The sequence below is a fragment of the Actinacidiphila sp. bgisy160 genome (genome assembly GCF_057707815.1).
Genome location: NZ_JBYIQW010000016.1, coordinates 80549 through 106011, shown reverse-complemented (window position 1 = coordinate 106011; position 25463 = coordinate 80549). Strand labels below are relative to the sequence as shown.

Below are 25463 nucleotides of genomic sequence, written 5' to 3'. Positions count from 1 at the left end.
CCTCAGGAGCCCAGCGTGACCATTGCCCCGTCCCAGAGCACAGGATCGGAAGCATGGAGCGACACCAGGCTGCTGTACGCCTTGGAAGAGGTCGTCGAGACCGAGATCAACCGTCACCTGACGGCGGCCAAGGAATGGATGCCCCACGAGTACGTTCCGTGGAGCCAAGGCCGTGACTTCGACGGGGTGATGGGCGGCGAGGCATGGGCGCCCGAGCAGTCCAAGGTCACCGAGATCGGCCGGATATCGCTGGTGGTCAACCTGCTCACGGAGGACAACCTCCCCAGCTACCACCACGAGATCGCCACCCTCTTCGGCCGGGACGGCGCCTGGGGCACCTGGGTCCACCGCTGGACCGCGGAGGAGGGCCGGCACGCCATAGTGATGCGGGACTATCTGCTGACCACCCGTGCCGTGGACCCGGTGGAGCTGGAGCGGCTGCGTATGCGCCACATGTCGGAGGGCTTCGAGTCCGACAACGCGCACAGCATGCTGCACTCGGTGGCGTACGTGGCGTTCCAGGAGCTGGCCACCCGCATCTCGCACCGCAACACGGGCCGCGAGTCGGGCGACCCGGTGTGCGAGCGCATGCTGGCGCGCATCGCGACCGACGAGAACCTGCACATGGTCTTCTACCGCAACCTGCTGGCGGCGGCGCTGCAAATGGCGCCGGACCAGGCTATGCCGGCGATCCGTGACGTGGTCGTCGGCTTCCGGATGCCGGGGCACGGGATGCCGGGCTTCGAGCGCTCCGCGGCGCGGATCGCCATCGGCGGGATCTACAACCTCCGCATCCACCACGACGACGTGCTCCAGCCCGTACTGCGGCACCTGAAGGTGCTGGAGACCTCGGGGCTCGGCCCCGAGGGCCTGAAGGCGCAGGAGGAACTGGGCTTCTTCATGGGCGAGCTGGACAGCCAGGCCCGCAAGTTCGAGGAGCGCAGGGACGCCCTGCTGGCCCGGCGGGCCGCGCGGGCCTGACGGAGCCGCACGCGGTGGGGCGCCTCTTCGGGGGCGCCCCGCCGGGGGCGCCCCGCCGCGACGGCCGGGCGCCGCCCGGAAGCGCCCGGAGACGGCAATCAGGCGTGCGCGGGCCCCAGGGCCCAGGCCGCGGCGGAGAGCGTGGCCATCGACAACAGCGTGGAGAGCATGACCGCGTCGCGGGCGAGCGCGGTGCTCAGCTCGTACTGGCGCGCGTAGATGAAGACGTTCTGCGCGCTGGGCAGTGCGGAGAGGATCACCACCGCGAGGAGCTGGTGGGCCGGCAGATGCAGGACGAGACTGCCGACCGCGAACGCGGCCAGGGGCTGGACAAGGGTCTTGATGAGGACGGCGGCCCCGACCTCCGCCCGGATCGCGACGCCGGTGGCGGGCGGGCGGCCGTGCAGCGACATGCCCAGGGTGATCAGCGCGGTCGGCACGCCCGCGTTGCCCAGCAACTCGACCGAGTGGCCGAGGGCGACGGGAAGCCGCCAGCCGGCCGCGGAGACCGCGCACCCGAGCACCGTCCCCGGGATGACGGGGGTACGCAGCGGCAACAGCAGCATCCGGGCGGCGCCGTTGTTTCCCCGCCACCTGTGGGCACCGGCGGTGCCCGCGTCGAGGACGGCCAGGATCACCGGGGTGACCAGCAGCACCTGGAACAGCAGCACGGGGGCGACGAACGAGGCGTCGCCGAGGATCTGCACCGCCACCGGGATGCCCAGGTTGGCGGAGTTGACGTATCCGGCGGCCATGCCGCCGATCGCCTGGTCGGGCAGGCGCCGGCCGAAGATCCACCGGCTGGCGGCGAACCCGAGCAGGCAGGCCAGGGTCGTTCCCGCCGCGAAAGCGATCACGGACGTGTTCGCGAAGGCGCCCAGGGGTGTCCTGGCGACCATGGTGAACAGGGCGGCCGGCATGGCGACGTTGAAGACGAAGCCGCCGAGCACGGACTCCGCCTGCGGGCCCAGCAGCCCGGTGCGGCCGACCGCGTAACCCGCCGCACTGAGCACCCATATGGGGACGAAGCCAGACAGCAGCGGCGACAGAGCGTACATGGAACCTCGGGTTGTCCGGTGGACCGTCGGGCCGGGGCCCGGGATCGCCGGGGGCCCCGGTGCAGTCAATCAGGCGGCCTCCGGGCCGCCGCGTGGGGGCCGCACGGAAAATCATGCAAGCACGCTTGATTGTTTCCTGCCGCGGTGCCAGCCTGTGACGCGCACGGCTTCGCTGACGCTGCGTCATTCAGGGGGACCCTTGTCCGACCCCACACCCGTACTGGACGACCTTCGGGACGAGAGCGAGGGCCTGGACGCCCTGGTCGCCCCGCTGCCGGAGGGGGCCTGGGCGACACCGACGCCCGCTCCGGGCTGGACGATCGCCCACCAGATCGCACATCTGGCCTGGACCGACCGGCAGTCGGTGCTGGCGGTCACCGACCCGGAGGCCTTCGGCTCCGTGGCGGAGAAGGCCGCCGCCGCGATCGACACCTTCGTCGACGACGGCGCCGAGGAGGGCGCGGCGCTGCCGCCCGCGCAGTTGCTGGCGCGCTGGCGCTCGGGGCGGGCGGAACTGCAGGCCGCGCTGCGGGCGCAGTCGGCCGGGACGCGCTTTCCCTGGTTCGGGCCGCCGATGAGCGCCGCCTCCATGGCCTCGGCCCGGCTCATGGAGAGCTGGGCGCACGGCGAGGACGTCGCGGACGCCCTCGGCGTACGGCGTCCGCCGAGCGCGCGGCTGCGGCACGTGGCGCGGATCGCCGTACGGGCTCGTGACTACGCGTACTTCGTCCACGGGCTGACCCCGCCCGTCGAGGAGTTCCGGGTCGAACTGACCGCCCCCGACGGCACGCTGTGGGTGTACGGCCCGCAGGACGCCGCGCAGCGCGTGACGGGCCCGGCGCTCGACCTGTGCCTGCTGGCGACCCGCCGCCGGCACCGTGCCGACCTGGCCGTGCGCGCCGAGGGCGCGGACGCCGACCGCTGGCTGGACATCGCCCAGGCGTTCGCGGGACCGCCGGGGCGGGGCCGCGCGCCGCGTGAGGGAGGAACGGCGTGAGCACCGAGAACCGTACGGCCATGCTGGAACGCCTCGCCGGGCTGGAGGCCGAGCACGAGAAGGCGCTCGCGGGCGGTGGCCCCAAGTACGTGGACCGGCACCGCTCGCGGGGGAAGCTCACCGCAAGGGAACGGGTGGAGCTGCTGCTGGACCAGGACAGCCCGTTCCTGGAGCTGTCGCCGCTGGCGGCCTGGGGCAGCGACTACCCGGTCGGCGCGTCGCTGGTGACCGGGATCGGCGTGATCGAGGGCACCGAGTGCGTGATCACCGCCAACGACCCCACCGTGCGCGGCGGGGCGAGCAACCCGTGGACTTTGAAGAAGGCCCTGCGGGCCAACGAGATCGCGCTCACCAACCGCCTCCCGCTGGTCAACCTCGTGGAGTCGGGCGGCGCCGACCTGCCCAGCCAGAAGGAGATCTTCATCCCGGGCGGCGCGCTCTTCCGCGACCTGACCCGGCTGTCGGCGGCCGGCATCCCCACCGTCGCCGTCGTGTTCGGCAACTCGACGGCCGGCGGCGCGTACGTCCCGGGGATGTCCGACCACGTGATCATGGTCAAGGAGCGCTCCAAGGTGTTCCTCGGCGGCCCGCCGCTGGTGAAGATGGCCACCGGCGAGGAGAGCGACGACGAGTCGCTCGGCGGGGCCGACATGCACGCCCGCACCTCCGGGCTCGCGGACTACTTCGCGCTGGACGAGCCCGGCGCGCTGCGCACCGCCCGCCGCGTGGTCGCCCGGCTCGACTGGCGCAAGCAGGGCCCCGCCCCGGCCGCCGGCTACGACCCGCCGCGGTACGACGAGGACGAACTGCTGGACATCGTCCCCGCCGACCTCAGGACGCCGTTCGACCCGCGCGAGGTCATCGCGCGGGTGGTGGACGGCTCGGAGTTCGACGAGTTCAAGCCGCTGTACGGGCCGAGCCTGGCGACCGGCTGGGCACGGGTGCACGGCTATCCCGTGGGGATCCTGGCCAACGCGCAGGGCGTGCTGTTCAGCGCCGAGTCGCAGAAGGCCGCGCAGTTCATCCAGCTGGCCAACCAGCGCGACATCCCGCTGCTGTTCCTGCACAACACCACCGGCTACATGGTGGGCCGCGAGTACGAGCAGGGCGGCATCATCAAGCACGGCGCCATGATGATCAACGCGGTGTCCAACTCCAAGGTCCCGCACATCTCCGTCCTGATGGGCGCGAGTTACGGCGCCGGGCACTATGGCATGTGCGGTCGTGCGTACGACCCGCGCTTCCTGTTCGCCTGGCCCAGCGCCAAGTCCGCCGTCATGGGCCCCGCGCAGCTCGCGGGCGTGTTGTCCATCGTGGCACGGCAGTCGGCGGCCGCCCGGGGCCTGCCCTTCGACGAGGAGGCCGACGCGGGGCTGCGGGCGATGGTCGAGCAGCAGATCGAGTCCGAGTCCCTGCCGATGTTCCTGTCGGGGCGGCTGTACGACGACGGGGTGATCGACCCGCGTGACACCCGAACGGTGCTCGGCGTGTGCCTGTCGGCGATCCACAGCGCACCGGTCGAGGGCGCCCGCGGCGGCTTCGGCGTCTTCCGGATGTGAGGAGCACCTGACCGTGATCGCATCAGTGCTGGTGGCCAACCGCGGCGAGATCGCCCGCCGCGTCTTCCGCACCTGCCGCGACCTGGGCATCGCCACCGTCGCCGTCCACTCGGACGCGGACGCCGCCGCCCCGCACGTACGGGAGGCGGACGCCGCCGTACGGCTGCCGGGCGACGCGCCCGCCGACACGTATCTGCGCGGCGACCTCATCGTGAAGGCCGCCCTCGCCGCGGGCGCGGACGCCGTCCACCCCGGCTACGGATTCCTGTCGGAGAACGCCGAGTTCGCCAGGGCCGTCGTCGCGGCGGGCCTGACCTGGATCGGGCCCACGCCCGAGGCCATCGAGGCCATGGGCTCCAAGACCCGCGCCAAGCGGCTGATGGCCGAGGCCGGTGTCCCTGTGCTGGAGGCCGGGCCGGACGATCTGCCCGTGCTGGTCAAGGCGGCGGCGGGCGGCGGCGGGCGCGGTATGCGGGTCGTGCGGGACGCGGCCGTCCTCGAACAGGAACTGGCCGCGGCCCGCGCGGAGGCGCTGTCCGCCTTCGGCGACGGCGAGGTCTTCCTGGAGCCGTACGTCGAGGACGGCCGCCACATCGAGGTACAGGTGCTGGCGGACACCCACGGCACCGTGTGGACGCTCGGAGAGCGCGACTGCTCGGTGCAGCGCCGCCACCAGAAGGTGGTCGAGGAGACCCCGGCCCCCGGCATCACCGACGAACTGCGCCGGACGCTGTACGCGGCGGCGGACGCGGCGGCGCGGGCCATCGGCTATGTGGGCGCGGGGACCGTGGAGTTCCTGGTGTCCCCGGACGGCCGGCCGTACTTCCTGGAGATGAACACCCGCCTCCAGGTGGAGCACCCGGTGACCGAGTGCGTCTTCGGTGTGGACCTCGTCGCCCTGCAACTCGACGTCGCCGAGGGCGGGAAGCTCCCGGCCGCTCCCCCGGCGCCCTCCGGGCACTCCGTGGAGGCCCGGCTGTACGCGGAGGACCCGGCCCGCGACTGGCAGCCGCAGACCGGCGTCCTGCACCGCTTCCGGCTGCCGGAGGCACCGGGGCTGCGGGTGGACGCGGGCTTCGGCGACGGCGACCGGATCGGCGTGCACTACGACGCGATGCTCGCCAAGGTCGTCGCCCACGCCCCCACCCGCCCGCAGGCGCTCCGGCTGCTCGCGGGCGCCCTGGAGCGGGCCCGGGTGCACGGCCTGGTGACCAACCGCGACCTGCTCGTACGAGTGCTGCGCCACCCGGACTTCGCCGCGGGGCGGGTTTCCACCGCCTTCCTGGACCGCCTCGGCCCGGCACCCGCCGAGGACGAGGGAGCCGCACGGCTGGCGGCCCTGGCCGCCGCGCTCGCCGACGCCTCCGGCCGCCATCCGCTGGGCGGCTGGCGCAACGTGCCCTCGGCCCCGCAGTCCAAGAGCTACCGCGCCGAGCCCGGCGGCGCGGTGTACGAGGTCCGCTACCGGCTCGGCCGCGACGGCCTGACCGCAGGGGGCCATTCGGACGTACGCCTGCTGGAGCGGACGCCGGAGCGGGTCGTGCTGGAGGTCGCCGGGGTGCGCCGGGCCTTCGACGTGGCCGTCTACGGGGACGAGGTGTGCGTGGACGGCCCGCCGGACGCCCACCGCTTCACCGCGCTGCCGCGCTTCCCCGACCCGGTCGCCCAGCTCGCGCCGGGCTCGCTGCTGGCCCCGATGCCGGGCACGGTGGTCCGCCTCGCCGATGTCGCCGTCGGCGACAAGGTGGCGGCGGGGCAGCCGCTGCTGTGGCTGGAGGCCATGAAGATGGAGCACCGCGTCGCCGCCCCGGCGGACGGTGTGCTCGCCGCACTGCACGCCGAGGTCGGCCGCCAGGTCGACGTCGGAGCCGTACTCGCCGTCGTTCAGGAGGAGGACTCGCCATGAGCGGTACGCCCGCTGTGAACGGACCGACAGGCACCTTCGACAACGTCCTGCTGGAGAGCGAGGAGCGACGTGCCCTGCGCAAGGCCGTCTCCGACCTGGGCCGCCGCTACGGACGGCCCTACTTCCTCGACGCCGTGCGCGAGGGCAGGCACACCGACAAGCTGTGGCAGGAGGCCGGGGCGCTCGGCTACCTCGGCGTCAACCTGCCGGAGGAGTACGGCGGCGGAGGCGGCGGGCTGGCCGAGCTCGCCATCGTGCTGGAGGAACTGGGCGCGGCGGGATGCCCGTTGCTGCTGCTCATCGTCTCCCCCGCGATCTGCGGCACGGTCATCGCCCGCTTCGGCACGCAGGAGCAGAAGCGCCGGTGGCTGCCCGGGCTCGCGGACGGCTCCATCCGGATGGCCTTCGGCATCACCGAGCCGGACGCGGGCTCCAACTCGCACCGGCTGACCACCACGGCCCGCCGGGACGGCTCCGACTGGCTGCTCACCGGCCGCAAGGTCTTCGTCTCCGGCGTCGACATCGCCGACGCGACGCTCATCGTGGGCCGCACCGAGGACGCCCGTACGGGCAGGCTGAAGCCGTGCCTGTTCGTGGTGGAGCGGGAGACGCCCGGCTTCGAGTTCCGGCCGATCGACATGGAGCTGTCGGCCCCGGAGAAGCAGTTCCACATCTACCTGGACGACGTGCGACTGCCCGCGCACGCCCTGGTCGGGGACGAGGACGCGGGGCTGCTCCAGCTGTTCGCCGGGCTCAACCCCGAACGCGTCATGACGGCCGCCTTCTCCATCGGCATGGGTCGCTTCGCGCTCGCCGCGGCCGTGGACTACGCCCGCACCCGGCAGGTGTGGAAGGCCCCCATCGGCTCCCACCAGGCCATCGCCCATCCGCTGGCGCAGGCCCACATCGAGCTGGAACTGGCCCGGCTGATGATGCAGAAGGCCGCGTTCCTGTACGACAGCGGCGACGACATGGCGGCCGGTGAGGCCGCGAACATGGCGAAGTACGCGGCGGCCGAGGCGGGCGCGAAGGCCGTCGACCAGGCCGTGCACACCCTCGGCGGCAACGGGCTGACGGCCGAGTACGGCCTGGCGTCCCTGCTGACGGCCTCGCGCGTGGGTCGCATCGCGCCGGTCAGCCGGGAGATGATTCTCAACTACGTCTCGCACCACACGCTGGGTCTGCCCAGGTCCTACTGAGCACGTCCTACCGAGGAGGGGGGAACGGCCATGCCACAGCCGGCCGTGTTCCACAGCGAGTACCCCGAGGTTCCCGCCGTCGACCTGCCGATCCACGAGGCGGTACTGGGCCGCGCCGCCGAGTTCGGTGACCGGCCCGCGCTCATCGACGGGGTGGAGGGCACGACGCTCACCTACGCGCAGCTCGACTCCTTCACCCGCCGCATCGCGGCGGCGCTGGCGGAGTCGGGGCTGCGCAAGGGCGACGTCCTCGCCCTGCACAGTCCCAACACCATCGCCTACCCGCCGGTCTTCTACGGCGCCACGCGTGCCGGCGCGGCCGTCACCACGGTGCATCCGCTCGCCACCACCGAGGAGTTCGCCCGGCAGCTGCGGGACAGCGGCGCCTCGTGGATCGTCACCGTCGCGCCCCTGCTGGAGACGGCCCGCGAGGCCGCGGAGCAGGCGGGCGGAGTGCGGGAGATCCTGGTCTGCGACAGTGCCGAGGGCCACCGTTCGGTCCTCGACCTGCTGGGGTCCACGGCCCCCGAGCCGGAGATCGCCTTCGCCCCGGGCGAGGACGTGGCCGCGCTGCCGTACTCCTCGGGCACCACCGGCGTGCCCAAGGGCGTGATGCTGACCCACCGCAACATCGCCACCAACCTCGCCCAGCTGGACCCGACGCTGGCGATGGGGCCGGGGCACCGCATCCTGGCCGTGCTCCCGTTCTTCCACATCTACGGGCTCACCGCGCTCATGAACGCCCCGCTGCGCAAGGGCGCCACGGTCGTGGTGCTGCCGCGCTTCGACCTGGAGCAGTTCCTGAAGGCGGTGTCGGCCCACCGGGTGCAGGGGCTGTTCGTGGCGCCGCCGATCGTGCTGGCGCTCGCCAAGCACCCGGCGGTCGCGGCGCACGACCTGAGCTCGCTGGAGTACGTGCTGTGCTCGGCGGCCCCGCTCGACGCGGAGCTGGCCCAGGCGTGCTCCAAGCGGCTGGGGCTGCCGCCGGTCCTCCAGGCGTACGGGATGACGGAACTCTCCCCGGGCACGCACGTGGTGCCGCTGGACGCCCGCGACGCGCCGCCCGGCGCGGTCGGCAAGCTGCTGCCCGGCACCGAGATGCGGATCGTGCCGCTCGACGAGGAGGACGGCGGCGACGGCTCCGGGGAGATCCACATCCGCGGTCCGCAGGTCATGAAGGGCTATCTGGGACGGCCCGAGGAGACCGCCGCCATGATCGACGAGGACGGCTGGCTGCACACCGGCGACATCGGCCGGGTGGACGCCGACGGATGGCTGCACGTCGTCGACCGGGTCAAGGAGCTGATCAAGTACAAGGGCTACCAGGTGCCGCCCGCAGAGCTGGAGGCTGTGCTGCTCACCGACCCGCGGGTGGCCGACGCGGCGGTCATCGGCGTGGTGGACGAGGACGGCACCGAGATCCCCAAGGCGTACGTGGTGCCGCAGCAGGGCTCCGCCCTCACCGCGGACGACGTGATCGCGCACGTGGCCGCGCGGGTCGCCCCGTACAAGAAGGTGCGCCGGGTGGAGTTCACCGACGCGATACCGAGGGCCGCCAGCGGCAAGATCCTCCGGCGTGAACTGCGCGCCCGGGAAAGGGGAACCACCGGATGACCGACGACGCCGCGGCACCTTTCGTGCGGAGCGCGTACGACCGGGGGATCACCACGTTGACGCTGGACTCCCCGCACAACCGCAACGCGCTCTCCGCACGCATGGTCGACGAGCTGTCCGACGCGCTGGCCCACGCCGGCAAGGACCCGGCCACACGGGCGGTGCTGCTCACGCACACGGGCGGCACTTTCTGCGCGGGCGCGGACCTGAAGGAGGCGATGTCGCCGGAGGGGCCGCGGCGGCTCGTGGCGCTGCTGCGGGCGATCGTGGAACTGCCCAAGCCCGTCGTGGCACATGTGACGGGTCATGTGCGCGCCGGCGGCCTCGGGCTGCTGGCGGCCTGCGACATCCCGGTGGCGGGGCCGGAGGCGAGCTTCGCCTTCACCGAGGCACGGCTCGGCCTCGCACCGGCCGTGATCTCGCTGACGGTGCTGCCGCGCATGGACGCCCGGGCCGCCGCGCGTCACTACCTGACGGGCGAGGTCCTGGACGCGGCGGAGGCCGTCCGCACCGGTCTGGTCGCCGCGCCGGAGGAGGCGCTGGAGGGCATCCTGGCCGGGCTGCGCGCGGCCTCGCCGCAGGGGCTCGCGGAGTCCAAGACGCTGACGACGGCCGCCGTGCTGCGCGTCTTCGACCGGGACGCGACGGCGCTGATCGAGCGGTCGGCCCGGCTGTTCGGCTCGCCCGAGGCGGCGGAGGGGATGCGGGCGTTCCTCGAACGGCGGGCCGCGCCATGGGCGCTGTGAGCGCCACCACCCGTACGCCCAAGCAGGACCGCAGCCGCGCCACCCGGCAGCGGCTGCTGGAGGCGGCCGTCGCCTGCCTGGCCGAACGCGGCTGGGCAGGCAGTACGGTGACGGTGGTAGCCGAGCGGGCGGGGGTGTCGCGGGGCGCGGCGCAGCATCATTTCCCCACCCGCGAGGACCTGTTCACCGGGGCGATCGAGTTCGTCGCCGAGCAGTGGCTGGTGGCCCTGCGGGAGCACGCGCACGCCCTCCCCCGCAAGGGCGTGCCCCGCACGCACGCCGTGGTCGGCATGGTCGTCGACCTCTACACGGGGCCGATATTCCGGGCGGCCCTCCACCTGTGGGTGGCCGCCGCCAACGAGGAGCAACTGCGGCCCCGGGTGACGGCGCTGGAGTCGCGGATCGGCCGGGAGGCGCACCGGCTCGCCGTGGAGATGCTCGGCGCGGACGAGGCGGTGACCGGGGTCAGGGAGGCCGTCCAGGCCACCCTTGACATGGCGCGGGGCCTGGGCCTGGCGAACCTCCTCAGCGACGACAGCGCCCGCCGCGCGGGCATCGTCCGTGCGTGGTCGGCGGTCCTGGACGGGGTGCTGCACCGCGGCGTCTGAGCGGCCCGCCGCGCCGGATCCCCGCAGGGCGGCCCGTCGGCGGCGCACTGGGGGGTCCGGGCGTTCGCTACCGAAGCGCGCCGTTCCTCATTGGCGTGGCGATGCCGTCATCGCACCGTCGGGTCGAACTCCTGCGCCACCTCCACCCCCAGGACGAGCACGCGCACTCCCCGAACCGGCCGGCGGGCGACGGTCACCGCCGCGCTGCCCGCCCGTGCCCTGGCCACCTCGCTCGCCGTGCCGGCCGACGCATCGCCGTCCACCCCGGCGGCCGCCCCGTCGCGGCCGCCGCCCACGAGCTCGTCCGGCAGCACGAGCCGGCCGGCACCGGCGCGGTCGCCGCCCGTACGGCCTTCGCCGCGCACGGCGTGACGATCGGCGCGGCCCGCAGCCACTCCACCCTCGTCACCGCGAACGCCGCCCAGGCCACCGCCCCGCGTTCCACGGGCCATCCCCTCGGCGCGCTCCCCGCCGCGCCCGCGGCGAGCACCGCCGGCCGGGGCGGCGAGGGCGACGCCTCCGTGCAGCGCCGGCCGCCCGGAGGGCGGGCCCCGCGGTTCCCACCGCGAAGCCGGGGGAGCCGCGGGGTGGGGCACCCCCGGCCGAAGGTCGGGGGAGGGACTTTGACGACGGGGCCTGGCATCGGGCGTACGCACGCCTGTCGCCCGCCGTCCGCGACTGCCCCCCGGGGAGGCCCGTGACCACCGTCCACGATCCGCTCGCCGTGCGCGAGCAGGTGCGCGCCTTCGCGCTCACGCTGCCCGGCGCGGCCGAGCGCTTCCCCTGGGGCGAGTGCGTCGTCAAGGTCGGCAGCAAGGTCTTCGTCTTCGTCGGCGTCGGCACTCACCCGCCCGGCATCAACGTCGAGCTCAAGGATCCCCAGGCCCACGAGCACGCCATGTCGGTCCCCGGCGCCCGGGGGTCTCGGTCCCCCTCACCTGGCAGGCGCCCGCCGCCGAGGTGCTGTGCGACCGGGTCGAGGAGAGCTACCGCGTGATCGCCCCGAAGCGGCTCATCGCGTCGCTGGAGGGCCGCTGAGCTCCGGCGTCGCGCCGATCACGGCGGCGGTCGCCGGGTCGAGCGGATAGGGCCGTTCCCGCGGCAGCAGCGCCGCGGCGGCCTCGCGGTCGCCGGAGCGCACGAGTTCGTGGACGCGGTGGGCGAGCCCGGTGACGTCCCGGATCCGGACGATCCAGTGGTCGGCGTAGTCGCGCGTCGCCCGGCCGGTGAGTCCGAGCTGCAGCGAGCGGTACGGCAGCGGACGCAGCGAGAGGTCGCGCTCCGGGTCCCACTGGACGCGGACCTGCGTGCCGCGCACGCGCTCGGCCCAGGTCTCGCGGTCGGGGTACACCGAGCGGTCGAAGTGCGACAGGCAGGCCTGCCGAAGCGCCGAGTCGAAACCGTCGCGGCGGATGTCGAGGGCCAGCACCCGCTCCTGCCCCTCCTTCCGGCCCCAGCCGCTGCGGTACATCATCCACAGGAACGACGGCTTGATCCACGTCATCCGGGAGCGGCTCCAGCTCGCCGGGAAGCTGCCGTGCAGCGCGGCGTGATCGCCGATCCCGGGGCGGTAGGCCTGATATACCGTCACGGTGTCGTCGGTGTGCGCGGCCCTGATGCGCCGGTACGGCATCTCGGTGTTCTCCATGATGCGGGCATCCTGCCCACCGCGGCCGGCACCCCGCCACGGGTTTTCCCGCGGGCCTTCCCCGGCCGGTGCCCGTGCCATGCGGCCCCCCGTCACCTCGCATAGCCTGGAATCCCGACGCGACAACGGCAAAAGGGCCCGGTGAACTGCACCGCACCCGGGTGGGAGGTCCGCGGTGGGCACTGTCTCCTTTCTCCTCGTGATCGTCATCGTCACGGCGCTCGCCTTCGACTTCACCAACGGGTTCCACGACACGGCCAACTCCATGGCGACGTCCATCGCCACGGGCGCGCTCGCGCCCAGGGTGGCCGTGGCGGTGGCCGGTGTGCTGAACCTCCTGGGGGCGTTCCTGTCGACCGAGGTCGCCAGGACCATCTCCAACGGCATCGTCGACGACGCCAAGGTGTCCGCTGTGATGATCTTCGCCGGGCTGGTGGGGGCCATCCTGTGGAACCTCGTCACCTGGCTGCTCGGCCTGCCCTCCAGTTCCACGCACGCTCTGTTCGGCGGGCTCATCGGCGCGGTCTGGGTGGGCGCGGGCGTGTCCGCGGTCAACGCCGGCGAGGTCCTGGAGAAGGTCGTGATCCCGGCGGTCGCCTCGCCCGTCGTGGCCTGCGTGGTGGCGATGATGGCGACCTATTTGGCCTACGTGATCAGCAGACGGACCCGGCGGGACACGGTGAAGCGGGGCTTCCGGGCCGGCCAGGTCGGCTCCGCCTCGCTCGTCGCGCTCGCCCACGGCACCAACGACGCGCAGAAGACCATGGGGGTCATCACGCTGACGCTCATCTCCGGGGGACTGCTCGCGCCCGGTGCCGGTCCGCCCTGGTGGGTGGTGCTGAGCGCCGGGCTGGCGATCGCGCTCGGCACGTACGTGGGGGGCTGGCGGATCATCCGCACCATGGGCAAGGGGCTGACCGACATCGAGGCCCCGCAGGGCTTCGCCGCCGAGACGAGCGCGACCTCCGTGATCCTCGCGTCCTCGCACCTGGGCTTCGCGCTGTCCACCACCCAGGTGTGCACGGGCAGCATCCTGGGCGCCGGCCTGGGCCGCAAACTCGCCCAGGTCCGCTGGGGCGTCGCCGGGCGGATCGCCGTCTCCTGGGTGCTGACGCTCCCCGCGGCGGCGGCCGTGGGCGGGGTGGCGGCCTGGGTCGCCGACCACGGCGACCTGGGTGTGGCGCTCGTGGCGGGTGTGGCGGTCGCCGCCGCCGCGGGCTTCTACCTCCTGTCGCGCCGTCGCCCGGTGAACGCGGACAACGTCAACGACACGCGGCCCGGTGCGCCGCAGCCCAGCCCCGCCGGCCAGTCGGCCGGGTGACGGTGAGGAACGGAGCCGCATGGACATCAAGTGGGGCAATCTCGGCGGCGTGTTCGGGGCCAGCCTGGGCATCACGATCGCCGTCGTGGTGATGTTCTCGCTGGGCGTCGCCGCGTGGGGCCGCGCCGGCGGCGGGGACCCGCGCGACGGGCGGCCGCGCGACGGCCGGGCGAGGGCGGCCCTGGCCGTGGCCACCCTGTGCTTCGCGGCCTGCCTGGCGGTGGCGGCCTACGGTATCGACCTGATCGTCCCCGGCTGAGGCGGGGGCGGAGGTCGGGCACCAAGGTGGCGCCGTACGCGGGGTGGCACCGATGAGCAGCGACTTCCGCGGCCGGTCCGGTCGCCGAGGGTGCCCATGGTGACAAGGAAGCCCGGGGCCCTGTCGCGCGGCGGTGACCGGGCCGGTCAGGCCGGTTGGCGCCAGGCGGCCGGTCGGGCCGGTCGGGCCGGTCGGACTGGGCCGGGCCGGGCCGGGCCGGCGTCCATCACCGCGGCGGGTGCGGGCAGCGGCGTGACGCTGCCGACGTCGTCCCGGGCGGCCTCCGGCAGCCGCGACGAAGCCGAAGCAGAGGACCGTGAGGGCGGACATCACAGCGGTGCGCACGTCCGGTGAGTCGCGCGTCATGGGGTCAGTCGGTGAGCAGCACCTCCCGCAGGGCGCCGAGCAGGGTGTCATCCGCGCCGAGCCGCGCGCGGGCGTACCCCTCGACGGAACCGTGCTCGGCGGTCAGGCCGGCGAGGAAGATCCGCATCGCGTCGGCGGGCGCCGTCCCCCAGCCCGGCCACCGCAGGCTCCGCTCCGGGTTGGCCGCGGTCCAGTCCGCGAGCAGGCGGGCGGTCGCCAGCTCGCTCAGCGCGTAGTCGGCGACGATGTCCTCCTCGGACACCCCCATCAGCCCGAGCACCAGCGCCGCCAGCAGGCCCGTGCGGTCCTTGCCGGCCGCGCAGTGGAAGACCAGCGGTCCGCTGGTGCCGGCGGCGATCACCTCCAGCGCCCGCGCCAGCTCCTTGACGCCGTCGGCCGCGACATCCGCGTGCAGCCGGGCGTAGAAGGCGGTCGTGTCGACCTCCGGCCCGAACGCGGCCTGGTCGACGGGCCGGTGCTCGATGCTGAGGTTGTGGTACGCGACCCCGGTGGCCTCCGGGACACGGCCCTTGGCCTCGATCTCGAACGGGTGGCGCAGGTCGATGACCGTGCGTACCCCGAGGGCGGCGAAGCGCTCCAGGTCCGTGCCCACGAGCTTCGAGAGCGCGTCGGAACGGTAGAGCCTCCCCCAACGGACCGTGCGGCCGTCGGCCGTGCGGTAGCCGCCCAGGTCCCGGAAGTTGTGCAGTCGCTCGAACGCGATGTGTCTCCCCATGGGGGGACCTTACGGGGCGGCCGACCCGCTTCAGAAGATCCCCTGGCCGGGAACGAGGATCCCCCGCGGGTCGTAGCGCCGCCTGGCCGCCGCCAGCGCGGGCCACGCGGAGCCGAAGTGGTCACGCCAGTCAGCGCGGCTGAACGGGATGGAGCCGACCGGGTACTGGGTGCCTCCGGCCGCCCGGGTGGCCTCGAACGCGGCGCGGTTGGCGGCCAGGAGTCGGCCGACGGTCGCGGAGTCCTGCGGCGGGGTGGTGCGCAGCACGGCGAGCAGGTACGGGACCGGGTCCCGGCCGGCCCGCAGCAGGGGCCGGTGCAGGCGCTCGCGCAGCAGCGGGTAGAGCAGCACGACACCGGGGCCGAGGTCCTCGGGTGTGAGCGCGTCGAGGATGCCGCCGGCGACCGCGGCGGCCTTGTCGCCGGGGATCAGCAGGTTGAGCCAGGGGTGGGCGAAGTCCCACAGGCCGGCGGCCTTGAGCGCCGCCACCGAGGCGGCGAGCCGGTCGAGGAAGTCGAAGTAGCCGAGGTTCTCGGTCTGCACGCCCGCGGTGTCGTGGTGCAGCCCCGCCAGCAACTCGGCGTCGTCGGGAGACGCGTCGTAGGAGACGGCTTCCAGGACGTAGCCGCGGAACGCTCCGTTCGCGTCCGGGAGGACCTGGCCCTCGACGTAGCCGAACCGGCCGTCGGTGACCAGCAGTCGCTGGTCACCGAGGAAGGTCCCGAGGTCGTGGTACGGCAGCAGGTAGTGCCGGACCGTCGCTGGGGCCTGCACCAGGCGCAGTGTGGCCGAGACGATGACGGCGCACTGGCCCAGGCCCGCCAGCACCGCCTCGAACAGGTCCCGGTGCCGCGCCGGGGAGCAGCGCACCAGCTCGCCCGCGCCGGTGACGACCTGCAGCTCGGTGACGTTGTCGACCTGGGCGCCGTGGTGGTGGCTCTGCCCGCCCAGGCCGCCCACCGACAGCGTGCCGCCGACGGAGAGTTCGAGGTAGTCGGTGAAGACGGGCGGTGTGAGGCCGTGCGCCAGGGTGGCCCTGGTGACATCACTCCACTTGGCTCCGGCGCCGACCGTGACGGTGCGGCTGTGTGGTCCGACCGGGCCGATCCGCGCCAGGGGCGTGGTCTCGACGACCAGCCCCCCGTCGGCCTGCGCCTGGCCGAACGTCCCGTGACCCTGGCCGCGCGGCGCCACCTTCAGCCCGTGCCGGTTGCAGAAGCGCACCATGGCGACGACATCGTCCACCGAACCCGGACGCAGCACCGCGACCGGCCTGTGGTGCACGATGTGCCCGAAGTCGTCCGCGGCGGCGCCGATCGAGGCGCCGTCGGTGAGCAGCGTCCCGTCCAGGCGCGGCAGCCCCACCAGCGCGCCGTCCGCCCGGTCCGTGCCGGTCGCCGCCACGGCCCAGCTCCTGCCGGCCGGGTCGAATCCGACGACGACGGCGCCGCCTGCGGTGGCCACCGCACGCAACATCGTGCGCCGGGACGGAAGTCGGGACATGCGATCCCCCTGAGCAAGTCGGTTGACGGCTCAACGACTCGGAATTCTATGCCTGTTGTTCCCCCCTCAGCAGCGACTCGGTGAATCCGGCCGGAACCCAAGTGAGGCTAACCGACTTCAGAGCGGGCGGCCCGCCGGGCGGGCCGCCCGAGTGATCAGCCGAACGTCTTCCACTTGGCGTCGGTCGCCGCGGCCACCAGGGCATCCATGTCGAGGGCGGGCGCCGAACGGGTCGGGGGGCGGTGGTAGCCGCCGGAGTTGAGCTCGGAGATGACGACCCGCAACCCGTCCGGGCGCAGGGTGTCGGCGGTCCACTGCACGACCCCGGGTTCGCCGCTGCCGCCCTGGCGGGTGACCACCTTGGTGCCGTCGGGCAGGATCGTGGGGTTCGGGAACCGCAGGTCCTTGAGGTTCTTCTTCGCCCACCGCTGGACGTTGACCTCGACGAAGGTGGCACCGTGGCCGTCGTCCACGGTGACGTGGGCGTAGCCGGACTCCCCGGCCATCGCGCTGACCTTCAGGCCCTGGGGAAGAGCCGACGTCAGCACCTTCACGATCGCGTCCCCGCCGGGTTCCGCGGATACGGAGCCTGGGCGCGCGGCCTTCCCCGACGCCACGGGGAAGTCGGCGAAGACGCCCTCCCACTGCGGGGCGCGCACCAGGGCACCGAGCTGGTCGGCGCTCAGCGGCGGGTTCTCCCGGGTGGTGGGCTTGCCCTTCTCGGCGGGTGCGTTCCACTCGTCCGCCATGATCTGCCGGCCGTCGCGGGTGGTCAGGGTGGCGCGCCAGCTCTTGGGCCCCTGGCGGCTGTCCTGGTATTCCCAGCCCTTGACGATCACGAGTACCGACTTGCCGGGGAGTTCGGTGCGGGTGCACGTCGTGCCCTGCTTCATGAACGCGAGGTCGGGGCACTCGGTCTCGCTCTGACCGGCCTCGACGCGGTTGAAGCCGATCGAGATCGTCGAGGCGCCGTCGCCGTCGTCCCAGACGACCTCGGCGTAGGGGGCCGGCGGCCTCCCCTTGGCGTGCCGCGTGCCCGAGGCCCGACCGCTGAGGATCTCGCCCTTGGGGAGCAGCTGCTCGAAGAGGCCGAGCATCTGCGCGTCGGAGATCGTCCGGCCGCCCTTGCCCTTGGACGTGCGGGCCGGGTCAGGGGTGCTGGTCGCCGCGGGCCCGGCCTTCTGGGTCGTGCCCCCCGGCAGGACCAGGCCTGCCGTCACGCCGGCGGCCACGACGGCCGCGACCGTGCCGGTGACGGCCGCCGTGCGGCGGCGGCGCAGACTGCGGCCCTGGATGAGGCCCGCAGCGACGAGGGCGCGGCTGTCGGTGCCGAAGGTGTCGCCGGTGCGCCGGAGCGCGGCTCCGAGGTCGTCTTCGAAGGGCATGGTGAACCACCGTCCTGAGCAGTAGTGGGAAGAGGGGAGGTCAGCGGGAGGAGACGAGTTCCGCGAGGCTGTCGCCGAGGAGCTCGCGGAGCCGGGCGAGGGCGCGGACCGACCGGGTGCGCACGGCACTGGGACTGACCCGCATCGCGTCGGCGGTCTCCTCGATGCTGCGGTCCTCCCAGTAGCGCAGGACCACGACCGCGCGGTCCTTGGGCGCGAGCCGGGCGAGGGCGTCGAGGAGGGTGAGCCGCAGCAGCGCGGTGTCGCTGTCGGAGCCGTCGGCGCCCGCGGGCACGTCGGGGAGCTCACCGGTGGGCGACTCGCCACTGCTGCGCCGCCGCCGGTGGCTGAGAAAGGTGCGGACGAGCACGGTCTGGGCGTAGCCGGCCGGGTTGCCGACGCGGGCGACGCGCCGCCAGGTGACGTACATCTTGCCGAGGGTCTCCTGCACGAGGTCCTCGGCGAGGTGGGTGTCACCGCCGGTGAGCAGGCAGGCCGAACGGAAGAGAGGTGCCGCGCGGATCCTCGCGAAGTCCAGGAAGTCCTCCGTACGGTCCTCGTGCATGCCCCACCCCATCGTCGTCCGGTGTCGCCTTCACCTCACTGACGTCGTGGAGGTACGGAAATGTTGCACCGCCACAGCGGAAACACGGGAAGGAGGAACGACAGGGCCGCCAGGGCGAACAGCGGCCCCGGGCCGGACCAGTGGGAGCCCAGGGCCCAGCAGCCGAAGAGCAGGAGTGCGACGGCCTCCGACCCCAGGCCCGCCAGGGAGGTGACCGTCGCGCGGGTGCGGTCGCTGATGCGCTCCTGGAGGCGGGCGTCGGCGGCCACCGTCGACCAGTCGAGGAGGCCGAAGGCCACGGCCACCAGTGCCAGGCCCGCCGGATGCGCCCCCGCCGCACCCGCGGCCAGGCACACCGCCGCCACCGCCGGTGCGAGCGGTGCCCATCGGGTGCCGCGGCCGGCGAGCCAGGCGCCGGCCGTGGCGCCAGCGGTCACCAGGAGTACGAGCAGGGGGACGAACGACGGCCGCACGCCGGTCGCCTGCGCCAGCAGCGGGACGTACTCGTCCAGCGCGGTCGCGCCGGCCAGCAGCGAGACGACGCCCACCATGCGCCCGGCGCCGGGGGTGTGCCGGGCCTGGTCGAGGGCCTCGCGCAGCAGCCCGGCATGCGCGGCGGCGGCGCCGGGCCCGGCCGCGGCGGTCCCGCGGCCGCGGGGCTCCGGCAGTGCCACGGCGGCCAGGGCGGTGAGCACCGTCACCGCGACGCTGACCAGCCCGACCGCGCGGTCACCGCCGGCCGCGAGGAGCGGCCCCGCCAGCGCGGTCGCCGCCAGGGCCGCCGTGGTGCCGAGGGCCTGCGCGCGGCCGGTGAGGCGGGCGTACGCGTGGGGGGCGCCGACGCGGGTCAGCTCCTCGTGGACCAGCGCCTGCAGCGCCCCCGACCGCAGCGCGGAACCGGCGCCCCACAGAACGAATCCGGCGGCGAAGGAGGCGTAGCAGGGCCACAGGGTCCACAGCGTGAAGCCCGCCCCGGCCAGCAGGGGCGCGACGGTGAGCAGGGCACGCCGGGAGAAGCGGTCGGCCCACACGCCCGAGGGCACCTCGAGCAGGAACGCCGTGAGTGACCACACGGCGAACAGCGAGGAGATCCCCGCCTCGGACAGCCCGGCGCCGGCGAAGAGCACCGCGTACACCGGGTAGAGCGGGATCAGGTCCTCGAGGAAGGCGTAGGCGTAGAGCCTGCGCGCCAGTGGGGACTCGGGGGAGGATCAATGTCGCCATGTCATGGGACGAGCGTAGCCGGGTACGAACCGGATGAGGAGGCGTTTTCCATGCGCATGGAACGTACCGGGAACGAGCCCCTGCGGGCTCGCAGCGCATTGCGGATGCGGCTCGCACTGGCGGCCTTCGGGCTGGCCTGGGCGATCGCGGGGACGGTGTTCTTCGCGGACCTCGGGCGCACCGGGTGGGCCGTCTTCTTCGGCCTGCTGGCACTCGCCGCGGCCATCGACCTGGTCGTGATCGTCCGGCACATCCGCCAGGGCCCGCACTGGCAGCCGGGTCGCGACGTTCCGCCGTACGAACCGCTCCGCAAACGCTGAGCGCACGGCCGGACACGCACCGGCACGGAAACACCGAGGGCCCGGTGCTCTCGCACCAGGCCCTCGGCTTCAGTAGCGGGGACAGGATTTGAACCTGCGACCTCTGGGTTATGAGCCCAGCGAGCTACCGAGCTGCTCCACCCCGCGTCGGTGAACACCACCCTACGGGGTGCCGGCGCCAGGACCAAATCCATTGACCGTCAGCCACCGCCAGCGGGGGATCTCGGCCACGACGGTGGCCGCAGCCAGCACGCCGACCAGCACCGCGACCGGCGCGGGCCAGGCCGCCCAGGAGGAGACGACGGCTGCACCGAGCTGCAGCAGCACCAGAGCGACGGTCACCGCGCCGGGGACGGGGACGATCACCTGCGCCTTGTCGCCGGGGGTGGCGAACACCGTCGGCAGGCCGATCAGCACGACCACCGACAGCACGGCGAGCAGCCAGGAGTGCCCGGACAGGGCCCACGGGGTCGCGACCCAGGCGACGAGTTCCGTGGTGAAGCGGAGGACGGAGGCGGCGCGGCCGTCCGGAGCGGTGGTCGGGGTCCGGGAGCTCACGGCGTCACACTGCCATGCGCCCGGCGCTCCGTAAATGCGTTGCCGGGGGCCCGGTGCCGGCGTAGCTTCTGCTCAGGCCCTGCCACCGTCCGATTGGAGAAGGCCGTTGCTCTTCTGAGGTCCGGGACACCGTGCCCGCGGCGCCGAACCGGCGTTCGCGCGGGCCGTGTGCGACCTCGGCCGTGAGCAGCCGCCTCCGCGCAGCGCCCGCCTTCCGGTGTCCCCGTGTGCCGATCCGTCGTCATTCACGAGTACCCCGGAGGACACCATGGGACATCCCACCCTCTCCATCACCTGCACCGACCTCTCCTTCGCCTGGCCGGACGGCACTTCCGTCCTGGACGGCTTCCAGCTCGCCGTCGGCCCCGGCCGTACCGGCCTGATCGGGCTCAACGGATCGGGGAAGTCGACCCTGTTGAAACTCATCGCCGGCGAACTGACGCCCGGCGGCGGCACGGTGCGGGTCGCCGGCGAGGTCGGCTACCTGCCGCAGGACGTCGTCCTCGACACCGCGCTGCGGGTGGACGAGGCCCTGGGCATCGCGGAAGCGCGGGCCGCGCTGCACGCCATCGAGGCCGGCGACGCGCGCGAGGAGAACTTCGCGGCGGTCGGCGACGACTGGGACGTGGAGGAGCGGGCCCGCGCCGGACTGGACGGCCTCGGGCTGGGCCACGTCGGCCTCGACCGGGTCGTCGGCGAACTGTCCGGCGGCGAGGGCGTCCTGCTGCGGCTCGCGACCCTGCTGCTGCGCCGTCCTGACGTGCTGCTGCTCGACGAGCCGACCAACAACCTGGACCTGTCGGCCAGGCGGCGGCTCCATGAGGCGGTCGCCTCCTGGAACGGTGTCCTGGTGGTCGTCTCCCACGACCGCGAACTGCTCCGGCACGTCGACCGGATCGCCGAACTGCGCGATGGCGGGGTCCGCTGGTACGGGGGCGACATCGCCGCCTACGAGGAGGCCCTGGCCGTCGAGCAGGAGGCCGCCGAGCGCATGCTGCGCGTCGCGGAGTCCGATGTGCGGCGGCAGAAGCGTGAACTGGCGGACGCCAACGTCAAGCTGGCCCGCCGGGTGCGGTACGGGCAGAAGATGTACGACTCCAAGCGGGAGCCGCGCGCCGTGATGAAAGTGCGCAAGCGCAGCGCCCAGGTGTCGGCGGGCAAGCACCGCATCCTGCACACCGAGCGGCTGGCGGAGGCGAAGGAGCGATTGGACGAGGCCGTAGAGGCGGTGCGTGACGACGACGAGATCCGCGTCGACCTGCCGCACACCGCGGTCCCGGTCGGCCGCACCGTGCTGACGCTGCGCTCGCTGCGGACGGCCTACGGGGCACCGGCCGGGGACCTGGAGCTGCGCGGCCCGGAACGGATCGCGCTGGTCGGCCGGAACGGCGCCGGGAAGACGACGCTGCTGCGGACGATCACCGGCGAACTGCCCCCGGCGGCGGGCGAGGCGCTGGCGCACGTGCCGCTGCGCTTCCTGCCGCAGCGGCTGGACGTCCTGGACGACGAGCTGTCGGTCGTGGCCAACGTGGCGCGGTTCGCCCCGGAGGCGACGGGCAACCGCATCCGCGCGTCGCTGGCCCGCTTCCTGTTCCGTGGGGGACGGGCCGACCAGGCGGCCGGTTCGCTGTCGGGCGGGGAGCGGTTCCGGGCCTCGCTCGCGGCGCTGATGCTCGCCCAGCCGGCGCCGCAGCTGCTCCTGCTGGACGAGCCGACGAACAGTCTGGACATGGCGAGCGTGCGGCAGTTGACGACAGCGCTGGCCTCCTACGAGGGGGCACTGGTCGTGGCGAGCCACGACCTGCCTTTCCTTCGGGGCATCGGCATCACGTGCTGGCTGCGGCTCGACGCGGGCGGACTGACCCGCGTCGAGCCGCTGTGACGGTCGCGGTGCCGCTCCGGAGGCGGGGCTCCCCCCGGGGTCCCGCCGCCGGTGTCCGTGGGCCGTGCCGCGGCCTCAGCGGTACAGCTTGTTCACGCCGGTCCTGGTGGTCTTCTTGAATGCCTTCAGCGGGATCCCGTCCAGGGTTCCCATCTGGCCCCACTCGACGACGGTGACGGTGCGGCCGTCGCGGCCGATGCCGTAGAGCCGGACGTTGTGCTCGGACTCGGGGGGTGCCACGTGCACGCCGTAGACGTGAGCGCCCTCCTCCACGGCGAGGCCGCCGAAGTCCTTCCAGTCGCCCTGCGCGCCCGGGTTGTGCTCCAGGAAGCGGGCGACGCAGCCCCGCACGGACTTGCGGAGCTTGGCGGCGAGGGCACGCGCCGCCCTGGTGTTCTCGGTCACGAAGGTGACCTGCTGGGCGTTGGTGTCCAGTTCGGTCCAGAACGAGCGGTGGGACACGCCCTTGCGGGGCAGGCCGCTCCGCGTGCAGGCGGTGCCGCCCTCGGGCAGGCCGCTGTGGACCCGGTCGGCGTACCAGGGCGAGAAGGGGTACGGCGGCAGCTCCTTCGGCGCGAGGAACCTCGGCGCCGCGGTGGGCGCGGCGGCGGCGCCGGCCTCGGCGGACCCGGCGGCGAGGAGGGAGGTGGCGGCGACCGTGGACAGCGCGGTCACGGCGGCGCGGCGGGCGAGTGTCCGTTTCAAGGTGGTTCCCCCGTGGCAGGTCGTGGACGAGGACCGTCGCCCGGCGGCGGCGGTACTGCACCCCAGCCTGCGCGGCACCGTCACGGCCCGGCAACAGCCGCGGCGGCTTCCGGGACGCCGGAACGGTTGCGCGTACCCTGGCCTGGGGAGACGTGAGCGCCCTGGAACGGGCGGCCGGGACACGGGAAGGCGTCGGGGGCGCGGGACATGGGTGGTACGGCGGCGGGCAGTGAGCGCTTCGCCCGGTGTTTACGTGAGCTGAAGGGCCGTTCGGGGCTGAGCTACGGGCAGCTGGCGACCCGGCTGCACGTCAGCACCTCGACGCTGCACCGCTATTGCAACGGCGACGCCGTGCCGACCGACTACGCGGTCGTGGAACGCCTGGCGCGGTTGTGCGGCGCGGGCCCGGAGGAACTGGTCGAGCTGCACCGGCGGTGGGTGCTCGCGGACGCGGTACGGCGCGTGGGCAACCGCGGCGGCGGCGATGCGGCGGTGAAGCGCGAGGGGACCGCCGACGCGGCGGGCGCCGGCGCCGCGCCCGCCGGGAGCCCCTCCGCCGGGAGCCCCTCCGCCGGGAAGGCCTCCACCGGGAAGGCCTCGGCCGGGCCCGCGCCCCTGCCCGGCCTCGGGACGGCCCCCGGGGCGCCCGCCGAACCGGAGCCGACCGGCACCGTCCCGGCGCCGCGCCCGCCGCGTTCCTGGCGCCACCGGCTGTCCCGTCCCGCCGTCGCCGGACCGGTGGCCGCGCTCGTGCTCACCGGCGCCGCGCTGGCGATGACCAACGGCACCGGCGGCGAGCGGCCCCCGGCCCACGCCGCGGCCTCGCCCTCCGCGCTCCCCGGCGGTACGGGAGGCACACCGGCCCCGCCCGGCGGGACGGGCACGGTCCCCGCCTCGCCCGGGGCGTCCCCTTCCGGGCAGGCCTCGTCCACGAAGCCGTCGGCCACGGACCCGGACGCCGGCCCACGATCCCCCGCCGGCCCGACCTCCCGCCCCCTGGAGCAGGCGCGGCCGCCGGCCTGGAGCGTGCGCTCGCACGTCTGGGAGAACGGCTGCGGTCACCGCTACCTCATCGACCGGCCCCCCGCGGACGTCCCTCCCCCGCCGGTCTCCCAGGACGCGCGCGCCTGGGCCGAAGCCCTCGGCGCCGTGCACGGCGGTACGACCATCGTCGAGGCCACGATCCGGGGCCGCGGGTCGACGCCGGTGGTGGTGCAGGCCCTGCACATCCGCGTCGTCGATCGCCGCGAGCCGCTGCGCTGGTCGTCGTACGCGATGGACAACGGCTGCGGCGGAGCGCTGACCCCCGCCGAGTACGCGGTGGACCTCGACGCGGACCGCCCGCAGCCGCATCCGCGGGACGGTTCCGACAGCGAGCGCATCCTGCCCGCGGTCCGTCTCCCCTACCAGGTCACCGCCCAGGACCCGCTGGTGCTCCGGGTGCACGCCCGCACGGTGCGCTGCGACTGCGACTGGTTCCTGGAGCTGGAGTGGAGCGCCGGCGGCCCGACGGAGACCGTCCGCATCGGCGACGGCGGCCGCCCCTTCCGGACCAGCAGCGTCAAGGGCCGCCCCGAGTACGGCTACTGGTCCTCCGGAGGCTGGACCCTCGACTAGACCCCGTCCGCCCGCGACGGCCCCGCCCCCGGTCCCGGACGTACGGAAGGGCCCCCACCCCCCCGTGCAGGGTGGGGACCCTTTCCCCCGTTTCCGCCGGCCGCGTCCCCTCGCGGTCAGAGGCCGAAGGGCCAGATGAAGCCCTTGTTCATGGTGATGAGCACGACCAGCACCATCAGGTCTGCCGCGCCGAGCACCAGGCCGAGGACCGCCCGGACCGGCCGCCGGGTGCCCCGGACGAGCGCGACGCCACCGAGGATCAGGGCGAAGGGGCCGAGCACGATGTTGAAGGCCAGCAGGCCGACCAGGCCCAGCACGAACGACGCGACGGCCATGCCGTCGGAGCCGTCCGAGCCCGACCGGGCTTCCCTGGCGCGCAGTTCGCGCTCACGGGCGGGTACGTAGGAGTCCATTGTGGGTTCCCCCCTGGGAGACGTGGGGTCAGCGGTGGCGGTGGTGCCCGACGCGCTCGCGGACGTAGAACGTCAGCAGCCAGGCACCGACCACGCCCACGGCGACGAAGAAGACGGGGAACGGGGTGTACGAGACGGTGCCCAGGAGGATCCCCATGGCGACCAGGACGACGAGGAGGGTCACGGACGTGCGCCTTTCTCGGTTGCCGGATGGCACTGCGGGCTGCGGACGAGGCAACTCAGTGAACAACTGGGAAAACAGTTGTTCACTGAGTGGGCAGTCTACTCTCGCG

Annotated in this window: 25 protein-coding genes, 1 tRNA gene and 1 pseudogene; 14 read left to right on the top strand and 13 right to left on the bottom strand. The window is 73.8% G+C overall.

The window, feature by feature from the left end; all coding sequences use genetic code 11:
• Positions 1-15 precede the first annotated feature (15 nt).
• The gene (locus AC3EUJ_RS16010) at positions 16-981 is read left to right on the top strand and encodes an acyl-ACP desaturase (RefSeq protein ID WP_431961889.1); all 966 of its coding nucleotides are present in this window, start codon (positions 16-18) and stop codon (positions 979-981) included.
• A gap of 98 nt (positions 982-1079) precedes the next feature.
• On the opposite strand, the gene AC3EUJ_RS16005 is transcribed toward AC3EUJ_RS16010, so the two are convergent.
• A complete protein-coding gene (locus AC3EUJ_RS16005) occupies positions 1080-2039 on the bottom strand; it encodes an AEC family transporter (RefSeq protein WP_431961888.1) in 960 nt (319 codons plus the stop codon).
• A 199-nt stretch (positions 2040-2238) separates the two neighbouring features.
• On the opposite strand from AC3EUJ_RS16005, the gene AC3EUJ_RS16000 reads away from it, so the two are divergent.
• From AC3EUJ_RS16000 to AC3EUJ_RS15970, 7 genes are read left to right on the top strand one after another with little or no spacing between them, the layout of a single operon-like run.
• Positions 2239-3036, top strand: a complete 798-nt coding sequence (locus AC3EUJ_RS16000; RefSeq protein WP_431961887.1) for a TIGR03084 family metal-binding protein — start codon at positions 2239-2241, stop codon at positions 3034-3036.
• 20 nt (positions 3037-3056) lie between these two features.
• Positions 3057-4595, top strand: a complete 1539-nt coding sequence (locus tag AC3EUJ_RS15995) for an acyl-CoA carboxylase subunit beta (RefSeq protein ID WP_431961915.1) — start codon at positions 3057-3059, stop codon at positions 4593-4595.
• Positions 4596-4608: 13 nt separating this feature from the next.
• Positions 4609-6501 (top strand): acetyl/propionyl/methylcrotonyl-CoA carboxylase subunit alpha, encoded by a 1893-nt coding sequence (locus tag AC3EUJ_RS15990; RefSeq protein WP_431961886.1) that lies wholly within the window; start codon positions 4609-4611, stop codon positions 6499-6501.
• Positions 6498-7700, top strand: coding sequence for an acyl-CoA dehydrogenase family protein (locus AC3EUJ_RS15985; protein ID WP_431961885.1), 1203 nt, complete (start codon positions 6498-6500; stop codon positions 7698-7700). The genes AC3EUJ_RS15990 and AC3EUJ_RS15985 overlap by 4 nt, the downstream gene beginning before the upstream one ends.
• Positions 7701-7730: 30 nt before the next feature.
• A complete protein-coding gene (locus AC3EUJ_RS15980) occupies positions 7731-9314 on the top strand; it encodes a 4-coumarate--CoA ligase family protein (protein ID WP_431961884.1) in 1584 nt (527 codons plus the stop codon).
• The gene (locus AC3EUJ_RS15975) at positions 9311-10060 is read left to right on the top strand and encodes an enoyl-CoA hydratase family protein (protein WP_431961883.1); all 750 of its coding nucleotides are present in this window, start codon (positions 9311-9313) and stop codon (positions 10058-10060) included. Before AC3EUJ_RS15980 ends, AC3EUJ_RS15975 begins: the two co-directional genes overlap by 4 nt.
• Positions 10048-10668: a TetR/AcrR family transcriptional regulator gene (locus tag AC3EUJ_RS15970; protein ID WP_431961882.1), complete on the top strand. Its 621-nt coding sequence runs from the start codon at positions 10048-10050 to the stop codon at positions 10666-10668. The genes AC3EUJ_RS15975 and AC3EUJ_RS15970 overlap by 13 nt, the downstream gene beginning before the upstream one ends.
• Positions 10669-10775: 107 nt before the next feature.
• On the opposite strand, the gene AC3EUJ_RS15965 is transcribed toward AC3EUJ_RS15970, so the two are convergent.
• Complete coding sequence (locus AC3EUJ_RS15965; RefSeq protein WP_431961881.1) at positions 10776-11033, bottom strand: hypothetical protein; 258 nt, start codon at positions 11031-11033, stop codon at positions 10776-10778.
• A 332-nt stretch (positions 11034-11365) separates the two neighbouring features.
• Between AC3EUJ_RS15965 and AC3EUJ_RS15960 the strand changes: the two are divergent.
• Positions 11366-11706, top strand: a pseudogene (locus AC3EUJ_RS15960) (MmcQ/YjbR family DNA-binding protein).
• On the opposite strand, the gene AC3EUJ_RS15955 reads toward AC3EUJ_RS15960, so the two are convergent.
• Positions 11681-12316 carry a DUF4291 domain-containing protein gene (locus tag AC3EUJ_RS15955; RefSeq protein WP_431961880.1) on the bottom strand — a complete coding sequence of 212 codons (636 nt, stop codon included), beginning with the start codon at positions 12314-12316 and terminating at the stop codon, positions 11681-11683. The pseudogene AC3EUJ_RS15960 and the gene AC3EUJ_RS15955 sit on opposite strands and share 26 nt — an antisense overlap.
• A 175-nt stretch (positions 12317-12491) precedes the next feature.
• Here AC3EUJ_RS15955 and AC3EUJ_RS15950 point away from each other — a divergent pair, with 175 nt between their 5' ends.
• Together AC3EUJ_RS15950 and AC3EUJ_RS15945 are read left to right on the top strand one after the other, a co-directional pair.
• Positions 12492-13637, top strand: coding sequence for an inorganic phosphate transporter (locus AC3EUJ_RS15950; protein ID WP_431961879.1), 1146 nt, complete (start codon positions 12492-12494; stop codon positions 13635-13637).
• 19 nt (positions 13638-13656) lie between these two features.
• Positions 13657-13896: a hypothetical protein gene (locus tag AC3EUJ_RS15945; RefSeq protein ID WP_431961878.1), complete on the top strand. Its 240-nt coding sequence runs from the start codon at positions 13657-13659 to the stop codon at positions 13894-13896.
• 370 nt (positions 13897-14266) lie between these two features.
• Here the strand turns inward: AC3EUJ_RS15945 and AC3EUJ_RS15940 are convergent, their stop codons facing one another.
• From AC3EUJ_RS15940 to AC3EUJ_RS15920, 5 genes are all read right to left on the bottom strand, one after another.
• Positions 14267-14998, bottom strand: a complete 732-nt coding sequence (locus tag AC3EUJ_RS15940; protein WP_431961877.1) for a tyrosine-protein phosphatase — start codon at positions 14996-14998, stop codon at positions 14267-14269.
• Positions 14999-15028: 30 nt separating this feature from the next.
• Entirely contained in the window at positions 15029-16501 is a 1473-nt protein-coding gene (locus AC3EUJ_RS15935; protein ID WP_431961876.1) for an FAD-binding protein, read from the bottom strand.
• A gap of 155 nt (positions 16502-16656) precedes the next feature.
• A complete protein-coding gene (locus tag AC3EUJ_RS15930) occupies positions 16657-17886 on the bottom strand; it encodes a hypothetical protein (protein WP_431961875.1) in 1230 nt (409 codons plus the stop codon).
• 40 nt (positions 17887-17926) lie between these two features.
• The gene (locus AC3EUJ_RS15925; RefSeq protein ID WP_431961874.1) at positions 17927-18451 is read right to left on the bottom strand and encodes a SigE family RNA polymerase sigma factor; all 525 of its coding nucleotides are present in this window, start codon (positions 18449-18451) and stop codon (positions 17927-17929) included.
• A gap of 35 nt (positions 18452-18486) precedes the next feature.
• Positions 18487-19587: an MFS transporter gene (locus AC3EUJ_RS15920; protein WP_431961873.1), complete on the bottom strand. Its 1101-nt coding sequence runs from the start codon at positions 19585-19587 to the stop codon at positions 18487-18489.
• Between the two features lie 138 nt (positions 19588-19725).
• Between AC3EUJ_RS15920 and AC3EUJ_RS15915 the strand changes: the two genes are divergently transcribed.
• The gene (locus AC3EUJ_RS15915; protein WP_431961872.1) at positions 19726-19995 is read left to right on the top strand and encodes a DUF6343 family protein; all 270 of its coding nucleotides are present in this window, start codon (positions 19726-19728) and stop codon (positions 19993-19995) included.
• A gap of 73 nt (positions 19996-20068) precedes the next feature.
• Here the strand turns inward: AC3EUJ_RS15915 and AC3EUJ_RS15910 are convergent.
• A tRNA-Met gene (locus AC3EUJ_RS15910) sits at positions 20069-20142 on the bottom strand.
• A gap of 15 nt (positions 20143-20157) precedes the next feature.
• A complete protein-coding gene (locus tag AC3EUJ_RS15905) occupies positions 20158-20553 on the bottom strand; it encodes a hypothetical protein (protein WP_431961871.1) in 396 nt (131 codons plus the stop codon).
• 268 nt (positions 20554-20821) lie between these two features.
• Between AC3EUJ_RS15905 and AC3EUJ_RS15900 the strand changes: the two genes are divergently transcribed.
• Entirely contained in the window at positions 20822-22435 is a 1614-nt protein-coding gene (locus AC3EUJ_RS15900; RefSeq protein WP_431961870.1) for an ABC-F family ATP-binding cassette domain-containing protein, read from the top strand.
• A 75-nt stretch (positions 22436-22510) separates the two neighbouring features.
• On the opposite strand, the gene AC3EUJ_RS15895 is transcribed toward AC3EUJ_RS15900, so the two are convergent.
• Positions 22511-23140, bottom strand: a complete 630-nt coding sequence (locus AC3EUJ_RS15895) for a hypothetical protein (RefSeq protein WP_431961869.1) — start codon at positions 23138-23140, stop codon at positions 22511-22513.
• Positions 23141-23347: 207 nt separating this feature from the next.
• Between AC3EUJ_RS15895 and AC3EUJ_RS15890 the strand changes: the two genes are divergently transcribed.
• Positions 23348-24757, top strand: a complete 1410-nt coding sequence (locus AC3EUJ_RS15890; RefSeq protein WP_431961868.1) for a helix-turn-helix domain-containing protein — start codon at positions 23348-23350, stop codon at positions 24755-24757.
• A gap of 116 nt (positions 24758-24873) precedes the next feature.
• Here AC3EUJ_RS15890 and AC3EUJ_RS15885 read toward each other — a convergent pair whose 3' ends face one another.
• The gene (locus tag AC3EUJ_RS15885; protein ID WP_431961867.1) at positions 24874-25170 is read right to left on the bottom strand and encodes a DUF4190 domain-containing protein; all 297 of its coding nucleotides are present in this window, start codon (positions 25168-25170) and stop codon (positions 24874-24876) included.
• Positions 25171-25198: 28 nt separating this feature from the next.
• The gene (locus AC3EUJ_RS15880) at positions 25199-25354 is read right to left on the bottom strand and encodes a hypothetical protein (protein ID WP_431961866.1); all 156 of its coding nucleotides are present in this window, start codon (positions 25352-25354) and stop codon (positions 25199-25201) included.
• Positions 25355-25463: the final 109 nt, after the last annotated feature.